The sequence below is a fragment of the Providencia sp. PROV116 genome (genome assembly GCF_028482485.1).
Lineage (GTDB): Bacteria > Pseudomonadota > Gammaproteobacteria > Enterobacterales > Enterobacteriaceae > Providencia > Providencia rettgeri.
This window is the reverse complement of record NZ_JAMPQO010000008.1, coordinates 60,802-84,041: the sequence shown is the minus strand read 5'-3', so window position 1 is coordinate 84,041 and position 23,240 is coordinate 60,802. Positions and strand designations below refer to the sequence as shown.

Genomic DNA, 23,240 nt, shown 5'->3' with positions numbered 1-23,240 from the left:
GAAATTAAACCAATTTGGCGATCAGCGTATCTAAATCACCTTGTAAGAAATTCACGGGTGGAATTTCAATCACGGTATATGCACCTGCAGCTTGTTTCATGGTCGCACGTGCGGCAGAAACCATAAACTGAGAAGTGAGTGCGGGATTATTAATACGCATTGAATATTCGAATAACTGGTTATGTGTTGCCCCTGAAACCCCTTTATGGGTCATGTGCACACCATGCCCAACATCTTTTAATGCATCAATGCTATCGACTTGACGAATATGTGTTTCATCAGAAGAAAAATAGCTATCTGCTTTAATTGCTTGAGTCACTGCATCAAAATTCACGCCACTTTCTAATTCAACATAAACCATACGGCGATGAACCCCAGTCCCTAATGGGATTGTGACAGAAAGTGCATCTTTGACGCCATCAATTGCTTTGGCAGCCACACTGTGCCCCATACTCATCCCTGGTCCAAAATTAGTAAAAGTTACCCCTTTTGGTGCCATCGCTAACATTAGAGTTCGCATAATCGAATCCGAACCAGGATCCCATCCAGCAGAAACAACTGCCACGCTATTATGTTGCTTCGCAATATCATCTAAGCTGTGTTTTAAAGCGACAATATCTGAATGAACGTCAAAGCTATCAACCGTATTAATTCCCAAACTTAAAATTTTTGCTGCTAATGGACCGATTGCACGCGTAGGTGAACAGAGTAGCGCAACATCAACTTCTCCTAGTTTTTCAATATCATCAACCACTTTGTAGGCTGAAAGTTCAGCGGGAATATCTTGTGTATTGCGACGAACTACCCCGACTAACTCAAAATCTTCAGCGGCCAGAACAGCTTCTAGTGCATAGCGGCCAATATTACCGTAGCCCACTATTGCTGCTTTAATTTTTGTCATTTTTACTCCTATACCGTGCTGATGTTGCTTATTAAATTATTTATACCCGTAATCCTTCAAGTTGCAGCGCTTTTCGTTGAGGTATAAGTGACTACGCTCAGCTCGCCGAGTCACATAGTTTATCTATGTTCCCCACCTATCTTCCCTTGTCGCCTACCTGCAACTCGAATTATTTAGGGTATATAGCGAAATTAAATTTAACAGAATAATTAAAAGTAAACAAAACATTAGCCTAATTAAATCAGATGCATTTTAACCCTATTTTCATTGTTGAAATCCATGTAGAATTAGCCACTCAACAAGCTTTCCCTAACATTCATGAATATATAAAGGTTCTCAATGCATCAATCTGATGTGACTGAGCGGTCACTCTTTTCGCTCAGCTGGCCAATTTTTATCGATATTTTTCTTCATTTGGCCACATTATTAATTAATACCTATATGGTTAGCCACGTTTCTACTGCCTACCTTGCTGCTATGGGGGTGGGAAACCAAGTGTTTGACCTATTTATTACTATTTTTAACTTTATAAGTGTGGGGTGTAGCGTTGTTATTGCCCAATACTTAGGAGCAGGCCGCAGAGAAAAAGCCAGCCAAGCAATTCATATTTCAATCGCGTTTAACTTTATTCTTGGTTTTTCTAGCGCGCTAGTCGCATTATTTTTTGGCTATAGCATTCTAACTATCATGAATATGCCATCACATTTAATGGCTGATGGTTATACTTATTTACGTATTTTAGGGATATGTTTAATTCCTGAAGCGATTTCAATTATTTTAGCCGCATGCTTGCGAGTTTATGGTAAAGCACAGCCTGCAATGTGGGTCACATTAATCGCTAATGTGATTACCGTGTTTGGTAACATCATTGTTCTTTATGGTTTCTTTGGGTTACCACAATATGGCCTTGAGGGCGTTGCTTGGTCAACTGTCGTTGGGCGTATTGTTGCCGTTATTTTACTCTTCTGCCTACTGTTTTATGGGTTGAGGATTAAATTTGTCCCAATGATGCTAATACACTGGTCGCGAAAAATGTTGGGTAAAATTTTACATATTGGCTTACCCTCCGCCGGTGAAAACCTCGTTTGGATCCTCCATTTTATGACCGCATCTGCGTTTATCGGTCTCATGGGAGAAACATCTCTTGCAGCACAAACACTCTATTTCCAATTGTCATTATTTATCATGCTGTTCGGTATCTCTATCAGTATTGGTAATGAAATTATGGTTGGCCATCTTGTTGGAGCAAAACGCTTTGAAGATGCCTTTAGGCGCGGAGTAAAAAGCCTCAAAATGGGTTTTTACGTAACAATTGGTGTCGTTATTGCCTTTTGGTTATTCCGTGATCCTATCCTAAATAATATTACGGACGACCACGGTATTATTGAATTATTGCTGCCATTGTTCTTACTTTCGGTGTTCTTAGAACCCGGCAGAACAATTAATATCGTGATGGTGAATGCCTTACGTGCCTCAGGTGATGCCCGCTTTCCTCTGTGTACCGCCATTATTTTTATGTGGGGCGTCGCTATCCCATTAGGCTACTTCTTAGGCATAAAAATGGAGATGGGTCTCTTAGGTATTTGGCTAGGTTTCTTTGCTGATGAATGGTTACGCGGCTTAACGAATGCATGGCGCTGGCGTTCACGTAAGTGGCAAAGTAAACGTCTTGATGTAGAAAGCTAATCTGTTCCGTTATCACTCAGTCCTGCCGAATTTTATAGGCAGGACTTTTGTGACCAGGCTCAAAATTAGAATTTTTTCATTTTTATAATTCAAATTAGAGATAATATTTCTCTTCACTCTCTTTAAATCCCCTAACTTAGTGAAGTTTTTCTCCAGACTGTTGTTTAAAATAATAAAATCGAAAAAGATTTTATTAAGGGGACTTGCCATGCATGCTCAATCACAACCACTACTTTGGCAATATTTTATCAAAGCAGTAAAACAAGAAGTAAAACCTGCCTTAGGTTGTACTGAGCCAATTTCATTGGCATATGCTGCTGCTAAAGCTGCTTCATTTCTTGATGGGCAAGTGATCCGTGTCTGTGCTTTTGTCTCTCCTAACCTCATGAAAAATGGCATGGGTGTAACCGTCCCCGGGACAGGTATGGTAGGTCTACCTATCGCAGCTGCGCTTGGTGCTGTTGGGGGCGATGCCGATGCAGGTTTAGAAGTTTTAAAATCAGCGTCCGCGGATGCCATTGCTTTGAGTAAAACCATGTTAGCGCAAGGAGCTATTACTGTAGATATCAAACACCCTTGTGATGATGTTATCTACTCTGAAGCCACGGCATACACACAAACTGAATCCGCAACCGTCATCATTGCAGGGTCGCATACCAATATTGTTAAAATCGTTCATAACAATCATACCGTATTTGATGCCACAACAGCTCAACCTCACCATGAATCGCCCGTTGACTGTGCGGCTGATGTCCCTCTGCCCCCCGTCACCGCTAAGTCTGTTTATCAATTTGCTACCGAAGCACCTTTAGAGGATATTCGTTTTATTCTTGAAGCCGCACATTTAAACGAAGCTTTATCTCAAGAAGGCTTACGCAACGTTTATGGCTTACATATCGGTAAAACATTACAAACCCAGCGAGACCGTGGCCTGCTTTCAAAAGACTTAATGTCAGAAATTATGATCCGCACCTCTGCCGCCTCAGATGCGCGCATGGGCGGTGCCGTATTACCCGCAATGAGCAACTCCGGCTCAGGCAACCAAGGTATTGCAGCCACCATGCCTGTTGTTGTGACTGCTGATTACCTACAATCTTCAGAAGAACAACTGGCTCGTGCATTGATGCTCTCCCATCTGATGGCAATCTACATTCATAACCAGCTTCCTGCATTATCGGCATTGTGCGCTGCGACAACAGCGGCGATGGGAGCTGCCGCGGGCATTGCTTGGTTACTAGAATCCCGCTATGAAGTCGTTGCAATGGCAATTTCCAGTATGATTGGTGATGTTAGTGGTATGATTTGTGATGGCGCATCAAACAGTTGTGCAATGAAGGTGTCAACCAGTGCGAGTGCCGCTTATAAAGCCGTGCTAATGGCATTAGATAATAGCTGTGTTAGAGGGTCGGATGGTATTGTGTCTGATGATGTCGACCAATCTATTGCCAATTTATGTTCTTTAGCCGCGGGTTCAATGAAACATACTGACGTGCAGATTATTGAAATTATGGCCGCTAAAGCACGCCCTTAACGCCGTCGCGTTGTTGGCTACATTCGCCAACCCTAGTCACATACTTGTGTATGCTCCTAGGGATTATTTCTTTTGCCGTCTTGCTACGTCGCTAATTCTTCGCCCTTAACGCCGTAGCATTGTTGGCTACATTCGCCAACCCTAGTCACATACTTGTGTATGCTCCTAGGGATTGGCTCTTTTGCCGCCTTGCTACGCCGCTAATGACTTTGAATTTCGTTTTGAATTTCGTTTTGAATTTCTTTTTTGAAATTATTTTTTTGAATTGTTCTATTTTGAATTAACTTCTAGGGCTGCGAATTTTTCACGAATTATATCTTCTGGTAGGTCAATACCAATAAACACTAATACACTGCGGCGTTGTTCATCAACTTCCCAGTCTCTATCCCAATCCGCACTATAGAGGCGTTGAACACCTTGGAATAATAAGCGTTTTGGTTCACCCATAATGGAAAGAATTCCTTTATAACGCAGTAAGTTATCTGCAAAACCGAGTAATAGGTCTTCCATTACTTGAGAAACGGCCATCAGTTCAACAGGATAATTAAATTCAAGGACAATCGAGCCGACTTCATTTTGTTGTTTAGGCGCGAAACGGAATGTCGGTTGTTTGACATTCAACTGTGAATCCAATAAAAACCCTTCGATATCCAATAATAAACTCAGGTCGATATCACCTTGAATAACTGGGTAAATCGGTGCTCTCGCATTAATACGTTGTAAACGTTCAATTAAAGCTTCGTTATTCGGCTCAATATCTGTTTTGGTCAATAAAATGCGATCTGCATAGCCAATTTGCGCTTGAGCAATGGCAAAATCATTCAATTGTTTATCAGCGTGAACAGCATCCACTAGTGTAATAATGCCATCTAACACATAACGTTCGCATAGGACTTCATGGGAAAAAAAAGTTTGAGTGATCGGGCCTGGGTCTGCCATTCCAGTGCACTCAATGACGAGACGCTCAAAGTCTAATTTTCCATTATCAAGGCCATCTAATAGGTCTAATAAGGCATTTTCTAATTCATTCGAACGACTACAACAAATACAGCCATTACTTAATGTGGTAATTTGTGTCGCACGATCACCAATTATTGCGTTATCAATGGGGACTTCACCAAACTCATTTTCAATCACTGCAATTTTATGACCGTGCTCAGCATGAAGAATATGGCTAAGGAGAGTCGTCTTACCAGCCCCGAGAAAACCGGTTAAAATTGTTACGCTAATAGGTTTCATTATTGCCCTCACACTTCATTGATTAACAGCAGCGAAATCCGCCTTTACCGCTACCACCATACCGTGCATCTTGTCTTTCGCGAAAAAATTCTTTGTAGGTCATCACAGGTTTATCTGGGTGATTATCACTCATATGCTGCACATAGGTATCATAATCAGGAATACCAATTAGCATGCGTGCTGCTTGCCCGAGGTATTTTCCTGTTTTGCCGAGATTTCCAAACATCAGCCTCTCCAATACAAATGCCCTACATCATGAACACACAATGTAGGGCGACCTTTCATTTACCGAACATCTTCCGATGTTCAATTTCGTTGAAGGGTGACTTAATGTGAAGATGAAACTTTCACGCCCTCTTTAGGTACAGGAACATAAGGTGTTTCTTTGTCTGTACGCTCTGGGTTTTTGTGCGCTTTCATCCCAACGCGAATACCATAGAAAATGATACCGTAGACAACCACCAAGAATAGAATACTCAGCCCTGCGTTGGTGTAGTTATTAATAATAATATGATTCATATTAGTAATTTCTTGTGCAGTTAACTCTGCACCACCTGCCGCAATCTTATCTTTATAAGATTTCGCTAAGTATAGGAATCCTTCCAGTTGTGGGTTATCACTGAATAATTTCAGTCCCAATGCCCAAGTTGTACAGATTAATAGCCATACTGCAGGTAATACAGTCACCATAATGTATTTACTGCGTTTCATCTTAATCAGCACTACTGTACTTAAGACTAAAGCAACCGCTGCTAACATTTGGTTCGAGATACCAAACAGAGGCCATAAGCTCTTAACACCGCCCAGTGGGTCAACAACACCTTGGTACAATAAGTAACCCCACAGCCCAACACAACCAGCTGTACCTATGATACCAGCAACCAGTGAATCTGTTTTCTTCAAGAATGGAACAAAGTTACCCAATAAATCTTGCAGCATAAAGCGGCCTGAACGAGTCCCTGCATCCAATGCGGTTAAGATAAACAGAGCTTCAAACAGAATACCAAAGTGATACCAGAAGCCCATATTTGCCGCAGGCATGATTTCGTGGAAAACAAACGCAATACCCACCGCTAATGTTGGCGCACCACCTGCTCGGTTTAATACCGACGGCTCACCAATATCTTTCGCAGTTTGCATGATTTGTTCAGGTGAAATCACAAAGCCCCATGAACTCACTGTAGCTGCTGCATGAACAGATACATCTTTCAGTTGAGCCATGATAGCCGCGCCATCTGGCCCCCCCAGCTCATGCAAGTTAGGCATGGTAATACCTAATGCGGCTGGCGGCGTATTCATTGCAAAATACAGGCCAGGTTCGATAATAGAAGCCGCGACCAAAGCCATAATCGCAACAAATGACTCCATTAACATCGCACCATAACCGATGTAACGCGCATCTTTTTCATTTGCTAATAACTTCGGAGTTGTCCCTGAAGAAATGAGCGCATGGAAACCGGATACCGCACCACAAGCGATGGTAATAAACAAGAATGGGAATAGAGTACCTTTCCAAACAGGACCTGAACCATCAACAAATTGCGTCACTGCTGGCATTTTTAATTCAGGGTTTAGAATAACGATACCAATCGCTAAACCAACGATAACCCCAATTTTCAAGAATGTCGCTAAATAGTCACGAGGCGCTAAAATTAGCCATACAGGTAATAATGCAGAGACAAACGCATAACCTACTAACGCGTAAGTAATCGTCGTGTCTTTGAATGTCAGTGCTGGGCCCCAGTATGGGTCGTGAGCAATCACACCACCAAACCAGATAGAGGCAACTAACAAGACGATACCAATGACAGAAACCTCACCAACACGCCCTGGTCGGATATATCGCATATATATCCCCATAAATAAGGCGATTGGTACCGTTGACACAACAGTAAAGACACCCCATGGGCTTTCTGCCAAGGCTTTCACCACAATCAATGCTAATACAGCAAGGATAATGATCATGATTAGGAAGCACCCAAAGAGTGCCAGCGTTCCCGGAATTGGGCCTAGCTCTTCTTTAACGATTTCCCCTAATGATGCACCATTACGACGTGATGAAATAAATAACACCATGAAATCTTGCACTGCACCGGCTAACACAACCCCTGCAAGTAACCATAAGGTGCCGGGTAAATAGCCGACTTGAGCAGCAAGAACAGGTCCGACTAATGGCCCCGCCCCTGCAATCGCGGCAAAGTGGTGACCAAATAGAACGTTTTTATTTGTCGGAACATAGTTTAACCCGTCATTATTAATGACGGCTGGAGTCGCACGTGTTTCGTCCAGCTTCATCACTTTTTTAGCGATATATAAGCTGTAATAACGATATGCTATGAGATACACCGCCACAGAAGCGACGACAATCCAAAGAGCACTGATGTGCTCACCACGCCTGAGTGCAACTACCCCCAGACAGACCGCACCGATTATCCCAAGGATCATCCACGGAATGTGCTTTAAAATACCATTTTTGTTCATAGAACACCCTTCTGAGGTAAAACGAACATGCCATTGATTTTGTATTAGCCATCATAAAAAACGATATCGCTGTGTTTTCATTGCTTATCATTTATCGTTGATGGGTTTTTAATTGGCAGTGGTTGAACTGTATTGAATCAAAAAATTGAGCTCTGCCATGGTCTATATGGTATGAAATTACACTCAGCAAATGACTAAAGTTATGCTAAGTGGTGCCATATGGAATTAAGCGGTTTGTTTTTTACTTTGAATGGTTTTTAGGGAGGTCAAATGAGCTTAAAAACGTGATCTGCATTACAATTTCAATTTGTTTTCAATAAGTTAAAAAATGAAGTATGCATGGTTAAAATGACGTTTATTGTGAGTAAATTTCACTAATAACGTAAAAACCTAAAGCTGAGTTACCTGAAACCTTATGATATCTATATACGTTTATCGTGTAATCGTAGTCCAATTACCACCAACCCACCAACTGTGCTCACCATCAGTTTGTGTTTCACATCCGATACCGACTTTCGCTTTCCCTGCTTCAAAGGGATATGCGCAATCATAAATTGCATCAATCACGACTTCCCCTGATATCGCATCTGCAAAACCAATTTTATTTTCTTTACGAATTCGATATACCCCGTCCTGTGCTTCATCTGGCCAGTTGTCAAAATAATAAAGCTGGTAAACTTCTTGCCCTTTCTGGTCAAAAACAGCCAAACCGCTATTTGGTCGTTCACCTAAGCAATACTTAAATGATGATTGCGGTTCAAAACACTCGATTTTATCTTTTTTATTTTCCACCCATAAGCTAAATTGCTGTTCAAGATTTTGTGCTGTTGATAAAAAAGACATTAATCCTAATGACATTAAGCCAGCGACATAACGAATCATCATCACTTTCCTTATTCTACTTTTACGCCGGATTATAGTAAGAAGTGGAGCGCACCAATCTTACTCCAATAAATACTCGCTTATTAAAGATAGCGGATATCTCTTTCAATGAAACTAGGAATAAGGGTAAATAAAATCTTGTACAAGAATAACCTTAAGATTCAAATTAGTAAGAATTCAGCCCCAAGAAGATGCATTTAAAAATATTTACGTAACTCAAAATGCTAATGGGGTTAAGTTAGTCAATAAGCTACCTTACTCTATCAATCTGGCTGGATTAGCGATTAATAATAATTTCTTTAATGACGAGCACTCTAACGGGGCTATTGGCATTCAATTATTAGGTGGAACCCCCGTTATTAGTGCCAATCAAACCCCATTAGCCAAACCAGATGTAACCTCAATTATTTGGGATAATATAAAAAGCAGTAGCGAAACAAAAATGTTCAGCACTAACTTCATTAAAATCAACCAGAAACACACACTGTATTAGCGGTTTTTTGCGCCAGCTCTAATGCACTTTCAATCGAATCTGCAATTGCCAAAGCAACACCTAACCGGCGAGTTCCTGCAATTTCAGGTTTACCAAATAACCGTAATTGAGTATCCGATCCCAATGCTGCACCAATATTTGAAAAAATCACATTTTGGCTTTGTAAACTAGGTAAAATAACCGCGGACGCACTTGGTCCATATTGGCGGATCACACCGATTGGGAAGCCAAGAAATGCACGAACATGTAAAGCAAACTCAGATAAATTTTGTGAAATCAGCGTCACCATGCCTGTATCATGGGGACGAGGCGAAACTTCATTAAAAATAATATCGTCACCGCACACAAATAATTCAACACCAAATATTCCGTAGCCCCCCAGAGAGGTAACAATTTTCTCAGCAACATCCTGCGCTTTTTTCAACGCCACCTCACTCATGTACTGTGGCTGCCAAGACTCACGATAATCCCCTTTTTCTTGTCGATGCCCTACTGGCGCACAAAAGTGAATCCCATCCACTGCACTGACCGTTAATAATGTAATTTCAAAATCAAAATTAACCATTTTTTCAACAATTACACGGCCTTGACCTGCTCGACCACCTTCCTGTGAGTAATCCCAAGCTTGATTTAATTCGTCTCGAAAGCGGATCACACTTTGCCCCTTCCCTGACGAACTCATCACTGGCTTAACAATACAAGGAAAGCCGATTTTTTCTGCTGCTGCGATAAAATCGAGTTTACTGTCTACAAATTGATACTCTGATGTTGGCAATTTCAACTCTTCTGCGGCTAAACGGCGGATCCCTTCTCTATCCATAGTAAGAACAATTGCTTTCGCAGACGGAACCACTTTTTGTCCTTGTTGTTCCAGTTCCATTAATACCTGTGTCGCAATCGCTTCAATTTCAGGCACAATAATATCGGGTTTTTCAATTGAAACTATTTGCTTCAGCGCTTCGCCATCAAGCATGTTTATTGTATAGCTACGGTGTGCAATATGCATCGCTGGCGCATTATCATAGCGATCAACCGCAATAACTTCGATACCCAACCGCTGACACTCAATCGCAACTTCTTTGCCTAGCTCCCCAGCACCTAACAACATGACTTTTGTTGCAGATTTACACAGCGCAGTACCTAATTGATTCATGATTGATAACCTTACCGACAAAAAAGTTACTGCCAATTATATACGCAACCGTTTGCTTTTACTATCAAGGAAAAAAACCATAAGACAAAAAATTTATAATCTGTTGATAATATGATTAATTATTTTAATCTAATGGTGTTTTGTCACGCCCTGTAATAAAGGGTTCTTTATGAGAAAATTTAATATACTGTTTGCGTATGATAGCTAACACACAAAATATTAAACCAATCCAAATAAGTGAAAAACTAATTCCTTTGACCCAATCAAATAGCTCATTAAATAAAAATACGGCTAATAAGAATTGAATTGTTGGTTCTATATATTGTGCTAAACCTATCACCGTTAATGACGTTCGTTTAATTGCCGCAGTAAAAAAGAGCAAAGGAATGATCGTGACTGGAGCCGCTAACATATAAAGAATTTTAATTTGCCAATCCCCTTGCGCCACAGCGCTTAAACCATTAGAAGCTAACCACCAAGAGATCGCTATTGCAATGGGCAGCAACCAAAGCGCTTCTAGAAATAAAGACGTAATCACATCAAATCGAATAAATTTACGGATTAATCCATATACCGCAAAAGCACTCCCCATAACTAACGCTAAAATAGGTAATTCACCATACTGCCAAATTTGGTAACCAACCCCCGCACAAATAAAAATAACAGCCATTTTTTCTGCAAAAACAAGCCGTTCGCGAAGGAACAAAACACCAAGTAGAATAGAGAATAATGGGTTAATAAAATACCCAAGACTCGCGGCTAACACCTGTCCATGAGTTAATGCGTAGGTAAATGTTGTCCAAGATATCGCCATAACAGACGAACTAAATAAACACAAAATTATCGACCGTTTATCAGACCATACCTCGAGCCATAAAGATTTATTTTTAATAATTAAGCGAACAAAAAAAAGTATAGGCACAGACCAAATAAGACGTTCTGCAAGTAGCTCTAAAGGTTCCGCTCCGGGAAGTAAACGATAAAATAATGGTGTGATTCCCCATAAGATATAGGAAAAAATAGCAAGAGCTACTCCCGAGCGAAGCAACATAATTTATCCACAATAAAATCTGATTAAATAATATTAGCTACTTATCATACGCCAAAATGCAAAAAATAAAACTTATCAACATCATAATATAGGTTGAATTATATCAAGTATTCTTAAAATAAAAGGTAACTATATCGCTACCTTTTATTTACTCGCTGCATATATCTTCATCAAAAAACATCACGCTGATGTAATGGTGGTTGCTGCTGCATAAATGCACATAATTCCTCTTGTGTCGGCGCTGCGGCAATAGCACCTTTTTTGGTTGTCGCCAATGCACCACAAGCAGTAGCTTGCGAAATGACCTTCATCAGCCCCTCTTTTTCGTTGACTAGACCATATTGTGAAATGGCCGCCAATAACCCCGCCATAAATGCATCGCCAGCCCCTGTGGTATCAATACTTTCCACTAAATAAGCACTTACGGCCATTTGAATCGAAGAAGTGAACACCTGACAACCTTTAGCCCCTTGAGTAACAATTTTTAATTGGGCAGGATAGCTTTGCAATTTGGCGATTGCATTTTCAAAACGACTTTCTTGCGTTAACCACAGCAGCTCATCATCAGAAAGTTTTAAAATATCCGCTCGTTTTGCAAAATTATCAACAACTTGGTGCATTTCATCGGGATCAGACCACATTTGTGGACGAATATTAATATCAAAACTCAGTAACCCACCAGCGAGTTTTAGTTGTTCGATAGCTGTTGATAGAGACGCTCTACATTGGTGATGCACTAGAGCTAATGAGCAAAAATGCAAAATATCATGACCAAATTGCGGTAAGTTATTTGTCGTTAAAAATTGGTCAGCCGAAGGAGAAACTAAAAAAGAAAATTCACGTTCTCCGTTTTCATGCAGTGAGACGAGAACAGTACTTGTTTTGTACTTTTCATCAAACTCCATCGCACTAGTATCAACCCCTATATCAAATAAGGTTTTTTGCATGAAATGCCCGAAAGCTTCTTCACCGACTCGTCCAATAAAACCACTATTTTGCCCTAAGCGTGCAACCCCAGCGGCGACATTTACAGGCGCACCACCAGCACAAGCTTCATATTGCATGTTTTGAAGAGGAATTAAATCAATAACTGCATCCCCTAATGCCCAAACTTTCATTATATCTCCTTTGCGAGTTTTATATTTTTAACCTTTATTCTTATTCATAAATAACACATTACCAACTCATGAAAATAAAACTAGTAAACGCAAACTGTTAACGTTAACATTAAGTATAAAGAAGCCAGCAAATAAACGCACCTATTATTGAATTTCATGTGCCCATTTTGTTATCGCGATCGAAAAATGTTCAGGAAGCCATAATGAAAAAACAACTTGAATTAGCCAACGAAACCATCAAAACAGCAAGAAAAAACATAAACTTGCAGTTCTACCCACAATACCACCTTGCCCCTTATGTAGGCTGGATGAATGACCCTAATGGTTTGATCTATCACCAAGGACAATACCACGCTTTTTATCAACATCATCCATTTAGTGCGATTTGGGGTCCCATGCATTGGGGCCATGCAACAAGCACTGATATGGTCCATTGGCAACACCAACCCATTGCGTTAGCACCAAGTGAAGATTATGACCGAGATGGTTGTTTCTCAGGCTCCGCAATTAGTTACGATAACAAATTGTATTTGTTTTACACAGGCCATATCTGGTTAGCAAATCCAGGTGATGACAGCCAAATCATCCAATCACAGTGTGTTGCAATCAGTGAAGATGGTATTCATTTCGAAAAGAAAGGTGTTGTACTCCCTTCCCCTGATGGCTATATGCACTTTAGAGATCCTAAAGTTTGGCAACAAGATGGTAAATGGTGGATGGTGGTTGGTGCAAGAGACTCTCAAGATCAAGGGCAAATCCTCTTATTTAACTCTACTGACTTATTAAATTGGGATCAAAACTATCAAATCCTAGCAAAAACTGACGACAATAATGTTTATATGTGGGAGTGTCCTGATTTCTTTCCATTAGGCGAAAAAGTTATTGCCCTTTTTTCTCCTCAAGGAAAAAAAGCAAAAAATTATCAATATCGAAATTTATTTCAAAATGGCTATTTGGTTGGTAATTGGTCACCTAATTTACCTTATCAAATTTCACATTCATTTACTGAGCTTGATTTTGGCCAAGACTTTTACGCACCTCAAACCTTTTTAGCTAAAGATGGCCGTCGTATTGCTATCGCTTGGATGGATATGTGGGAAAGTCATATGCCCACGCAAAAACATGGGTGGTCAGGGTGTTTTACTTTACCTAGAGAGCTAACACTGAATGAGCAAGGTAAAATTATCTCTAAACCTATAGAGGAATTGAAATCATTACGCCAGTCTGCAAGTCATTTTTCCGCAACAATGTTAGCCAAAAACAGCACCATGGTGTTGAATGAAAATGCGACAAGTTGTGAAATAGAACTTATTTGGGATTTACAGCAAAGCCCAGCTGAAAAATTTGGCTTTTGGATAGGATACGGCGTGCAGTTCTATGTTGATAACCAAAGTCAGCAATTAACCTTAATGCGTCATTACCCTGAATATACCATTAGTGATAATCGCTGTGCCCCAATACCGCAAGGTCATCAACTTAAAATAAATGCTTTTATCGACCACTCTAGCTTGGAAGTATTTATTAATGATGGTGAACTCAATTTTAGTTGCCGTATCTACCCACACCAAAGTGAACGAGATTTAAGATTATTTGCAATAAATCACCAGGCTAAGCTAGAAAAAGCGATTTATTGGGAACTCAAGAAAGCGATTGAATAACTGTCTATTCGATTTGCCTTCTCGGCGAAACTAAAAAGAATTACGTTCTAACAAGTCGCAAGCAACATATTCAACACTATTTTGCTGCCGTTCTTCGATGATGTGCAAAGCGGCTTGTTGACCTAACTGATAGTGCGGTAACACAACCGTACTTAATGGTGGATAAAATAGTTCTCCAACACCTATCATATTATCGTAGCCAAGTACTGCGATATCTTGTGGGATACGTAAACCACGGCTAAGTAGTACTTGGTAAGCTAAAAATGCAATACGGTCATTTCCACAAATAATGACATCAAAATCCGGCTTTTTATTCTTAAAGTGACTATTAATTAAAGCTATAACATCTAAATAGTGTTCATCACCTAACTCTAAATGGTATTGCTGAAGCGATTCTAGCGGTAAATTAGCCGTTGCCCACGCAGATTCCACCGCTTCACGGCGCGTTTTTCCAGCAAGTGTTTCTTGCGGGATATAAAGACAAAGAGGATTCCGATACCCTTTCTCTATTAAGCGATTAACTGCATTCAATTGACCATTAAAATCATCTGGTACATAGGCTGGAAACTGTCCTTTTTTATCTATACAATTGGCAAGAACCAAACGATTATTATGTAATCCTTCAGGAATAGTCACTTCTCGAAGGCCCATCGTAGTATAAATAATACCATCTGGCCGCTGGGATAATAATTGTCGGACAGCTCTTTCACTATCTTCACTGGAGGTAATATTAACAACAAAGCTACTCCAGCCGAATTGCCTCGCGGTTTGCTCTATTGAAAGAATGATTTCCACAGAAAACGGAGTTGTTGCTGTATCAAGGGCCAAAACGCCAACTGTGGAAACCCTAGAACTTTTTCCCCTAATCTTACGAGCAGAAAAATCAGGAACATAATTGAGTGACTCAATAGCTTGTTGGACCTGTTTCAAGGTTTCAGGCTTGAGTAATTCAGGACTATTAATTGCCCGTGATACTGTCATCAATGAAACATTTGCAAGTCGAGCTACGTCCTTTAAAGAAGCCATTAAGTATATTCACTCATCGAAACTAGGTTAGAGTAAATTTTAACATGTTAGATATAAAAAGCACTTAATCTTCGTCAATTCACAAGTTAAGTACTATCACCTAAGAAAACAGCATAAAGTGTACATCTAAGACTTTTTATGACTAATGATTTAAGATATTATTGATTAGCTTTAACAATATTTCTATCTATTAATTTATGTTAAAAAACACATTTAATAAGTAAGTTCACCTAACATGTTACACGTCATTAATCGAATATTACCCAATGACACAAACTTTAACTATTGTTTCTATTTTTATATTAAATTTAACTAGATGATGTTTTTAATATAAATTAAGGTCAGTAATACACTAATAAAAAGAACAACGAACAGTAGAAAATATTATTGTGAAATTTTAATTTCACTTTATTTATCTACGTATTTAATCAGATTGGTATGAATATCAAATCAGTTCAACAGGAGTATGGTGATGAATAACACCATTCACGTAATCGTAGAAAGTGATAATGTCTTTAAGAATAAACTGAAACTAATGATGGAATCTTTTGGTTTTATCTTTAGATTCTATAATAACGAAGAAGTGTTTATGAGTAGTTATACTTACCCTGATGAGGATAATGTAAAAGAATGTATTTTATTATTCTTAAACAATGATGAAAGTCGTATTAGTCGATTAAACAATATAAATAATTCATTTGGTATTGTTCCATTCATTGTGCTTGCTGAAGAACCTTCTATCAGTTTGTGCCGTGAGAGTTTTAAAGCCGGAGCTTTTGATTTTTTCACTTTTCCTTTCAAGGACATTGAAATTTTAAACTCCATTAGTAACGCAACAGAATTATTTTTAAATATGTATAAAAAGTATAAGAAATATACCTACCTCTCTGATAAATTTAACCGTCTTTCGGTTAGAGAACGAGAAATCATGGATATGATATTAGAAGGTAATACCAGTAAAGAAACCGCTGAAAAACTGTCACTATCACCAAGAACTGTAGAAGTTCATCGCTCTAACATTTATACGAAACTAGGTATTAAATCACTGCCACAACTTATTCAAGAATACGAATACATTAATACCTACCCTAAATATATTTAATTTATATGATATGTTCATCTTGTTATAGCGTAATTAGTTTCTGGTGGTTTGACTCTAAGCCATCAAAAACTAATTACCTAAAAAATGCCGAGGGCACTATAATTTAGATAAATATAGATAAAAATCCTGTCAATTTTAAAATAATAACTTGTTTTTATAAGTGATAAACAATAGTTCTACTCTATCACAGATTAAAGAAACCTAAGTGAATTGATAATTCCACTCGTAATAATAACTACTAATACTTGTAAAATAATACTTTTTTGTGTTACTGAAATATCATTTAAAATAATAGTGCACCTATCACACCATTTTTTAGTAAGACAATGCGCTTTCTCATCGATATTTATCCATCACAAATCTAAAAAAATAGGGCTGTAAACGACATACAGACTTACCTAACTCAAGCATAATAAGCACCGTTTTCATTTTCTTTTCTCGATGCATCAAGTAACGACACAAGCAGATAGATTACGCTTTATTTATCTATCGACTGTCGTTCAAAATGTTGGTAAATTTTTCGCGCTTCGCTGTTTTTATGTGTTGTTGTTGTCCACAAAAACATGCGAAAGCGCTTTTTTTACGCTCCAAAGCAAGCATATGTGAGAAGCTATTTGTAATCTTTAATGTTAATTTCATACTGCTTTAGTTTGCGCCATAATGTTGTCCGTCCCATATCAAGGACTTTATGCATTTTTTGAATTTTACCTTTACAAGCCTGAGCCACTTCAATAATCAAAGCTTTCTCAACTGAATGAATATCCAAGCTAGCGAATCGTTGCTCTACCTTATTTTCCTTAAAAATTTCTTGTTCATAATAGTGAAATTTCAATTTCCCACTCGCTTCCCTTGCTAAAGCCTGCGTGAGTGCAAACAAAATATTGCAGCTATTCTGAGTTGAAGATAAAGCGACAACTAGAACTGGCTCTCCAGCATGTGAATACACTGGAGCGAGATAATAAAAAATCCCATGTAATTCGATTGGCGCAGCATACAACTTAGCCTGTGCTCCATAAGTTAAATTATCAGATAATAAAGTTGCTATCTCAAAATTGCCACCAAACTCATGACTAAGCCAAAGTGTTTTTCCATCAGGGCTAATTAAAGAACTTCGAATATTATTATCATGTAGTGAGGCTAATCCGCCTTCAATAGTTGTATAAGCAAGCTCTACAATATATTTATAATCATCTGAATTATAAATACTTTCTTTTACAGGTGTTGTAGTTGGAAATATTAAATGAATCGACATAGTTTTCCTTATTCTTCGATAAGAGTTATCTGATTATGTCAATTTTGCATTTAATTATTATATTCTAGATCAAGTTATTAATTGATAGATTTAAATCACTTGATATATATCAATTTCCCACAATTAAAAGCAGTAAATCAATGAGGTAAAAACAAAATGGCTAACTTAATTTACCTAAGTTAGCCATTTGCACTTTTAGAGCGCTCCGATTAAATTAAGAAGTGACAATATTTCCCCACAGGTCATATTCATCTGCATGCTCAACAAATACTTTCACTATATCCCCAGCGTTAACACCAAATTCACCATTAAGATAAACCATACCATCAATTTCTGGCGCGTCTGCCATACTACGCCCAATAGCACCTTCATCATCAACTTCATCAATAATGACTAAAATTTCCTTACCAATTTTATCTTGTAAGCGCTGTGTAGAAATTTGTTGTTGCAATTGCATAAAACGATGATAACGTTCTTCTTTAATTTCCTCAGGGACTTGATCCGCCAGCTCATTCGCTTTCGCTCCCTCGACAGGGCTATACTTAAAGCAGCCTACTCGGTCTAACTTAGCTTCCGATAAGAAATCGAGTAGCATTTGAAAATCGTCTTCTGTCTCACCAGGAAACCCCACAATAAATGTTGAACGTAAGGTGAGTTCAGGGCAAATTTCACGCCAACGCTTAATTCGCTCAAGTGTTCTTTCTACAGCGCCAGGGCGTTTCATTAACTTTAAAATTTTGGGACTTGCATGCTGTAATGGAATATCTAGGTAAGGTAAAACTTTACCTTCTGCCATCAAAGGGATGACATCATCAACATGTGGATAAGGATACACATAATGTAAACGTACCCATACACCCAGTGAAGCAAGTTGTTCACATAACCCCACCATGCTAGTTTTTACCGGCTGCCCATCCCAAAAACCCGTTTTATTTTTAACATCAACACCATACGCAGAGGTATCTTGTGAAATAACCAGTAACTCTTTTACCCCTGAAGCGACTAAACGCTTAGCTTCATTTAACACATCTCCAATTGGACGGCTATCTAAATCCCCTCGCATAGAAGGAATAATGCAAAAAGTACAACGATGATTGCACCCTTCGGAAATTTTTAAATAGGCATAATGCTTTGGAGTCAGTTTTACCCCTTGTTCTGGAACTAAACTCAAGAAAGGGTCATGTTCAGGTTTTGGAACGTAGTGGTGCACGTGGTTAAGTACTTGCTCATAGCTATGTGGACCAGTGATTTCTAAAACTTTTGGATGTACTTCGCGAATTTGGTTCTCTTTCGCGCCAAGGCATCCTGTGACAATCACTTTGCCATTTTCATTCAGAGCTTCCCCAATCGCTTCTAGTGATTCCTGCACCGCGCTATCGATAAACCCACACGTATTCACAATGACTAAGTCAGCATTATCATAGCTTGGAACGACTTGGTAACCATCAGTGCGCAACTCAGTTAAAATGCGTTCTGAATCAACTAGGTTTTTCGGGCAGCCGAGTGAAACGAAGCCAATTTTTGGCACCGGATTAGTATTTTGCGACATAACTCACTTCTTTTATTGTTTTAAAAAATGGGCGAAATTTTACCTGAAGAATTGAGGGAATTGTATAAATTTTTATCGAAAATAATCTGTAATTAACGCGAGGATAATAGAAAAAGCTTATGTTAAATAGGTGATTTCTACAAACCATTTTTGTAAAAATCACCTAAAAATGTCAACTAGCGATTAACCGAACGAGCAATACGTGAATAGGTGTGACGAACACCACGGATAACAATACTATAATTTAAAATATTCTCAGGTAATGCGATTCCGTTATAACCCGAATCACCAATATGGTGTAAATCTGTCCCGGCCATTTTGCACATTAATGCAATTTGCCGAATAGTTTGTAAATCTGCACCTTCTTGAGAAGTGCCAATCGCCGTCATTGTCATCACGCCTTGGGAATGGCAATAACCTACCATTTTTTGCACAAATTCTAATGAAATCCCAGGTACCGTTCCCGGAGCTGGGAGCAAAATAATATCCGCACCATTGTTAATAAAGGTACGAATATCATCATCTGTGATGAGTTGCTCTGCGGAAGCATTTAAAACACCAGCAGCGTGCATTTTTCCCGTAATAAGCACAATATCTTCACCCACAACAGCTTTAAGCTCTTTAAGGCTCTGGTTAATTTCCTGATTAGTTACTCCATTGCCAGGGTTCCCCGTTAGAACAATAATATCCGCACCCATTTCTTTTAATTTAAGAGCATTTTTTACTGTTGCTAATCGCCCTTCTGACATTTTCCATTGCGCATCTTGTGTCGGATTATTAAAGCCCTCAGGTACAGGCTCTAAATTAACACCGATTGCTCGTCCTGTTAAATGCTTAAGTGTGCGAATGATTTCCTCAGGTTCAACCCCTTCGGGTAGGCCTTGCATAATCGGTTGATTAACATCAAAAACATTCAATAATAAAATGTCTGCACCTTGGCTTGCGGCTAATTCAGCATTCGTCACTGTCATTAATACGGGTTGAATTGTGCCTATGGTTTCAGAAACCAAAATTCGCCCTTCACTTGCTTTAATTGATTCTAATAAATTCTTTTTATTGAGTTTTACAATTTCTGAAGCAGAGCAGTCAAGATAACGTCGTTGCATGGCTATACCTTTATTTTCAACAAAATGAATGAAGTGTTCTTTCGCAGTAAAATTCACACCTTCAAAATATATCATGTAGACAATAATAAACTGCCTAATAGAACACACTATTAGCAAGTTATTTTTCAAAGAATAATAACTTTTTCTAACACTTAGATTTTTATATAAAAACAAACATTTTTAGCGACGAGTAATTTACTTATCGTAAATTACCACTTGTTTTTTAGTAATAGTAATGATTATCATTACAGCTCTATATCACTTATGGTAAGGACGAAAATAATGAAACTCGTCTATAAAGCTGCTGTTTCAGGTCTCGCGTTGTTTTCAATCTCAGCATTAGCTCAAGAGTACCCTCTCGGTCACCCTGTGATCAAAAACGGAATGGAAATCCAAGGTGTTTACCTACAACCAATTACAATGGATACCGAAGAAGGCCATCATGCAATGTCTCACTTAGCTGCAGATAAAGCAGATGTCCACTTAGAAGCAGATATCCACGCTGTTGAAGATAACCCAAATGGCTTTGCAGAAGGTGATTGGATCCCTTACCTAACCATTGAATATTCAGTCACTAAACTTGGTGATAAACCACAAACTCAAACAGGCACATTTATGCCTATGGTGGCAAGTGATGGCCCTCATTATGGGGAAAACATCAAATTAGATGGCAATGGTAAATACCGTGTCACCTATAAAATCTATCCGCCATCACACAATAAAGATGTTGCCTTTGGCCGTCATATTGATAAAGAAACGGGTGTGGCTCCTTGGTTCCAACCTTTCGAAGTCTCTTGGGATTTTGACTACGCAGGTGTTGGCCGTAAAGGTAGTTACTAATTTTTTAACCTAAATTAGTTAAGGGCTTAACCAAGGGAATTTTCTTGCGTAAGCCCTTTTTTGTTTGTCGTTATAAAAGGATAAACCAAGCCAAAATGAAAACATTACTGAGCTTTTTACTGGTTATCACTTGTACAATAATTCCCCTATCTTCATTTGCTGCAGAAAAATATACTGTCGAATTAGAAATGAAAAATGGTGATCTTATCCCGCGAGTTCTTGAAGTCCCTGCAAAAACAATTATCCGCATTAAAATTACCAATACAGGCACTGAGCCCGCAGAATTTGAAAGTATTCAATTAAGAAAAGAAAAAGTTTTAGCCCCCGGAGCAAGCTCTGTTGTTGTTATCGCACCATTGAAACCTGGCACATATACTTTTTTTGATGACTTCCACCTTTCTCACCCCAAAGGCGAGATCATTGCGAAATAAAAGGATTTAGCATGGGACAAGTTCTGTTTGTTGTGTGGCGTGAAAGTTTTGAAGCGTTGCTTGTCATTGGTATTATTTATGCATGGATTAAACGTCACCCTGACGCACATAATGGTATGAAATACCTTTGGGCCGGTGTCGCTATTGGGGTTATTACCTCCATCTTACTCGCACTTCTCATCTATGGCGTATTTAATGTCCTTGATGATACAGGGCAATCACTGTTTATGATTTTTATGGAGCTACTCGCTTGTATCCTGATTGTCCAAATGGTGTATTGGATGAACAAGCATGGCAGCTCAATGAAATCAGAAATTGAATCAGGAATAAGCCGTAATGCGGCTCACCATAACTGGTGGGGCGCCGCATTGATTATTGCCATTGCCATTGCCCGTGAAGGAAGCGAAATCGTCGTCTTTTTATCTAGCTTTATTATGTCGTTAACCGCGTCTAATGCATCGGCTTTCTTTATTGAAGTCGGTGGTGGAATTGCAATTGCAGGCCTTACACTCTATGCATTCTTATTAACAAATCGTTTAGTTTCATGGTCTATCTTCTTTAAGGTTACCGGCGTTATTCTATTATTCCTCGCGTTATCTCTCCTACTTAAAGGGGTAGAAGAAAGCGCTAACTTACTGATTGAATATGATTTTTCCATCCCTGATTTTTTAATTTATCCCGCTTGGGATACAACTGCATTTCTTGACGATTCGGGTATTGCTGGTAATTTTATCTCATCTTTCTTTGCCTATCGTTCACAGCCTATTTGGCTCAGTGTCATTACCTTTATCCTTTATTGGGCTATTGTGATCCCATTGCTTACTCGGAGCAAAAAAAATGTCTAGCTCACTGAGGCATAACATCAAATGGGTCTCGATTAGCTTAATACTCAGTATGGCACTACCTAACTTGGTTCAAGGTAAAGCACTGAGATCCCCTGTACAAACAGGGGATAACATCATTATCGCTAAAGGGGATATTCCTACTCCTGAAAAATATCAACATGCTATCCAAACCTATTTAGCCTTTGCCACTGCTGAATTGGCAGAAATGGTGACGCAATTGGAATTGTTACAACAGAGTTTACAACAAGGAAAGCTAGAACAAGCCCAAGCCGCGTATATTCAGGCTCACCAACATTATGAAACAGTACGCCCGATTATTATTTTATTTGGTAATACGGATAGAACAATTAATCCAAGAGCCGATTACTTCCTTGATAAAGAAACTGATTACCGCTTTACGGGGTTTCATCTTGTTGAATACCAATTATTTATGCAAAAAAATACTGAACTTGCCTCAACGGCAAACCAAGAATTATTACTTAAAGGGCGTGATTTGTATAAACGGGTAGCAACTGAAATCATTGAAATTCCTAAGCTCGTGCAAGCCTCAGCTGATTTTATTGAAATGATCTTAGAAACAAAATTGGGCGGTAAAGAAAATATCTACAGTTTGTCTGATTTAACTGATATTGCTGCTAATTTAAAAGGGTCACAAAAGATAATTGAAATTATTAAGCCTTTTATCAAGCCAGAGACCCTTGAAAAAATACAAAAAAATGACCAACTGATTAACCAAATAATGCAGTCATATCAACTATCAAATACGACATATCAACCTTATAGCCAATTACAACTCAAAGACAAAATGGCGCTTTATTCATTACTCACTCAGCAAGCCGAAACTTTAGCAAAATTACGTGCTGAGCTCGATGTCGATGTTTACTATAAATATTAAG

The 23,240-nt window shown here is 38.8% G+C and carries 20 protein-coding genes; 8 read left to right on the top strand and 12 right to left on the bottom strand.

The window, feature by feature from the left end:
- Positions 1-4 precede the first annotated feature (4 nt).
- A complete protein-coding gene (locus PSE72_RS06735) occupies positions 5-901 on the bottom strand; it encodes a diaminopimelate dehydrogenase (RefSeq protein ID WP_109912038.1) in 897 nt (298 codons plus the stop codon).
- A gap of 339 nt (positions 902-1,240) precedes the next feature.
- Here PSE72_RS06735 and PSE72_RS06730 point away from each other — a divergent pair, with 339 nt between their 5' ends.
- Positions 1,241-2,587 (top strand): MATE family efflux transporter, encoded by a 1,347-nt coding sequence (locus tag PSE72_RS06730; protein ID WP_004913749.1) that lies wholly within the window; start codon positions 1,241-1,243, stop codon positions 2,585-2,587.
- A gap of 208 nt (positions 2,588-2,795) precedes the next feature.
- Positions 2,796-4,118: an L-cysteine desulfidase family protein gene (locus PSE72_RS06725; RefSeq protein ID WP_115166782.1), complete on the top strand. Its 1,323-nt coding sequence runs from the start codon at positions 2,796-2,798 to the stop codon at positions 4,116-4,118.
- 270 nt (positions 4,119-4,388) lie between these two features.
- On the opposite strand, the gene yjiA is transcribed toward PSE72_RS06725, so the two are convergent.
- From yjiA to PSE72_RS06690, 7 genes are all read right to left on the bottom strand, one after another.
- Positions 4,389-5,357, bottom strand: a complete 969-nt coding sequence (gene yjiA / locus PSE72_RS06720; RefSeq protein WP_109912036.1) for a GTPase — start codon at positions 5,355-5,357, stop codon at positions 4,389-4,391.
- Positions 5,358-5,379: 22 nt separating this feature from the next.
- Positions 5,380-5,583, bottom strand: coding sequence for a YbdD/YjiX family protein (locus PSE72_RS06715; RefSeq protein ID WP_004260586.1), 204 nt, complete (start codon positions 5,581-5,583; stop codon positions 5,380-5,382).
- A 101-nt stretch (positions 5,584-5,684) separates the two neighbouring features.
- On the bottom strand, positions 5,685-7,838 hold the full coding sequence (locus tag PSE72_RS06710) for a carbon starvation CstA family protein (protein WP_004913760.1): 2,154 nt from the start codon (positions 7,836-7,838) through the stop codon (positions 5,685-5,687).
- 432 nt (positions 7,839-8,270) lie between these two features.
- On the bottom strand, positions 8,271-8,723 hold the full coding sequence (locus PSE72_RS06705; RefSeq protein ID WP_115166781.1) for a WG repeat-containing protein: 453 nt from the start codon (positions 8,721-8,723) through the stop codon (positions 8,271-8,273).
- 464 nt (positions 8,724-9,187) lie between these two features.
- On the bottom strand, positions 9,188-10,366 hold the full coding sequence (purT, locus tag PSE72_RS06700; RefSeq protein WP_115166780.1) for a formate-dependent phosphoribosylglycinamide formyltransferase: 1,179 nt from the start codon (positions 10,364-10,366) through the stop codon (positions 9,188-9,190).
- Positions 10,367-10,490: 124 nt separating this feature from the next.
- A complete protein-coding gene (gene rarD, locus PSE72_RS06695) occupies positions 10,491-11,417 on the bottom strand; it encodes an EamA family transporter RarD (protein WP_115166779.1) in 927 nt (308 codons plus the stop codon).
- Between the two features lie 170 nt (positions 11,418-11,587).
- Positions 11,588-12,535 (bottom strand): aminoimidazole riboside kinase, encoded by a 948-nt coding sequence (locus PSE72_RS06690; protein WP_115166778.1) that lies wholly within the window; start codon positions 12,533-12,535, stop codon positions 11,588-11,590.
- A gap of 203 nt (positions 12,536-12,738) precedes the next feature.
- On the opposite strand from PSE72_RS06690, the gene PSE72_RS06685 reads away from it, so the two are divergent.
- On the top strand, positions 12,739-14,193 hold the full coding sequence (locus PSE72_RS06685; protein WP_272690932.1) for a glycoside hydrolase family 32 protein: 1,455 nt from the start codon (positions 12,739-12,741) through the stop codon (positions 14,191-14,193).
- 30 nt (positions 14,194-14,223) lie between these two features.
- Here PSE72_RS06685 and PSE72_RS06680 read toward each other — a convergent pair whose 3' ends face one another.
- A complete protein-coding gene (locus PSE72_RS06680) occupies positions 14,224-15,219 on the bottom strand; it encodes a LacI family DNA-binding transcriptional regulator (RefSeq protein ID WP_115166776.1) in 996 nt (331 codons plus the stop codon).
- Positions 15,220-15,691: 472 nt separating this feature from the next.
- Here PSE72_RS06680 and PSE72_RS06675 point away from each other — a divergent pair, with 472 nt between their 5' ends.
- Positions 15,692-16,321, top strand: coding sequence for a response regulator transcription factor (locus PSE72_RS06675; RefSeq protein WP_115166775.1), 630 nt, complete (start codon positions 15,692-15,694; stop codon positions 16,319-16,321).
- Between the two features lie 610 nt (positions 16,322-16,931).
- Here PSE72_RS06675 and PSE72_RS06670 read toward each other — a convergent pair.
- From PSE72_RS06670 to PSE72_RS06660, 3 genes are all read right to left on the bottom strand, one after another.
- Positions 16,932-17,573: a helix-turn-helix domain-containing protein gene (locus PSE72_RS06670; RefSeq protein WP_115166774.1), complete on the bottom strand. Its 642-nt coding sequence runs from the start codon at positions 17,571-17,573 to the stop codon at positions 16,932-16,934.
- Between the two features lie 214 nt (positions 17,574-17,787).
- Positions 17,788-19,122 carry a 30S ribosomal protein S12 methylthiotransferase RimO gene (gene rimO / locus PSE72_RS06665; RefSeq protein ID WP_115166773.1) on the bottom strand — a complete coding sequence of 445 codons (1,335 nt, stop codon included), beginning with the start codon at positions 19,120-19,122 and terminating at the stop codon, positions 17,788-17,790.
- A gap of 176 nt (positions 19,123-19,298) precedes the next feature.
- Positions 19,299-20,228 carry a DUF7916 family protein gene (locus PSE72_RS06660; protein ID WP_109912089.1) on the bottom strand — a complete coding sequence of 310 codons (930 nt, stop codon included), beginning with the start codon at positions 20,226-20,228 and terminating at the stop codon, positions 19,299-19,301.
- Between the two features lie 282 nt (positions 20,229-20,510).
- On the opposite strand from PSE72_RS06660, the gene PSE72_RS06655 reads away from it, so the two are divergent.
- From PSE72_RS06655 to PSE72_RS06640, 4 genes are all read left to right on the top strand, one after another.
- Positions 20,511-21,068 carry an iron transporter gene (locus tag PSE72_RS06655; RefSeq protein WP_115166772.1) on the top strand — a complete coding sequence of 186 codons (558 nt, stop codon included), beginning with the start codon at positions 20,511-20,513 and terminating at the stop codon, positions 21,066-21,068.
- Positions 21,069-21,163: 95 nt separating this feature from the next.
- Complete coding sequence (locus PSE72_RS06650; protein WP_110732217.1) at positions 21,164-21,499, top strand: cupredoxin domain-containing protein; 336 nt, start codon at positions 21,164-21,166, stop codon at positions 21,497-21,499.
- A gap of 11 nt (positions 21,500-21,510) precedes the next feature.
- Positions 21,511-22,344, top strand: coding sequence for an FTR1 family iron permease (locus PSE72_RS06645; protein WP_115166771.1), 834 nt, complete (start codon positions 21,511-21,513; stop codon positions 22,342-22,344).
- Entirely contained in the window at positions 22,337-23,239 is a 903-nt protein-coding gene (locus PSE72_RS06640; protein ID WP_272690931.1) for an EfeM/EfeO family lipoprotein, read from the top strand. The genes PSE72_RS06645 and PSE72_RS06640 overlap by 8 nt, the downstream gene beginning before the upstream one ends.
- The last annotated feature ends 1 nt before the right edge of the window (position 23,240 follow it).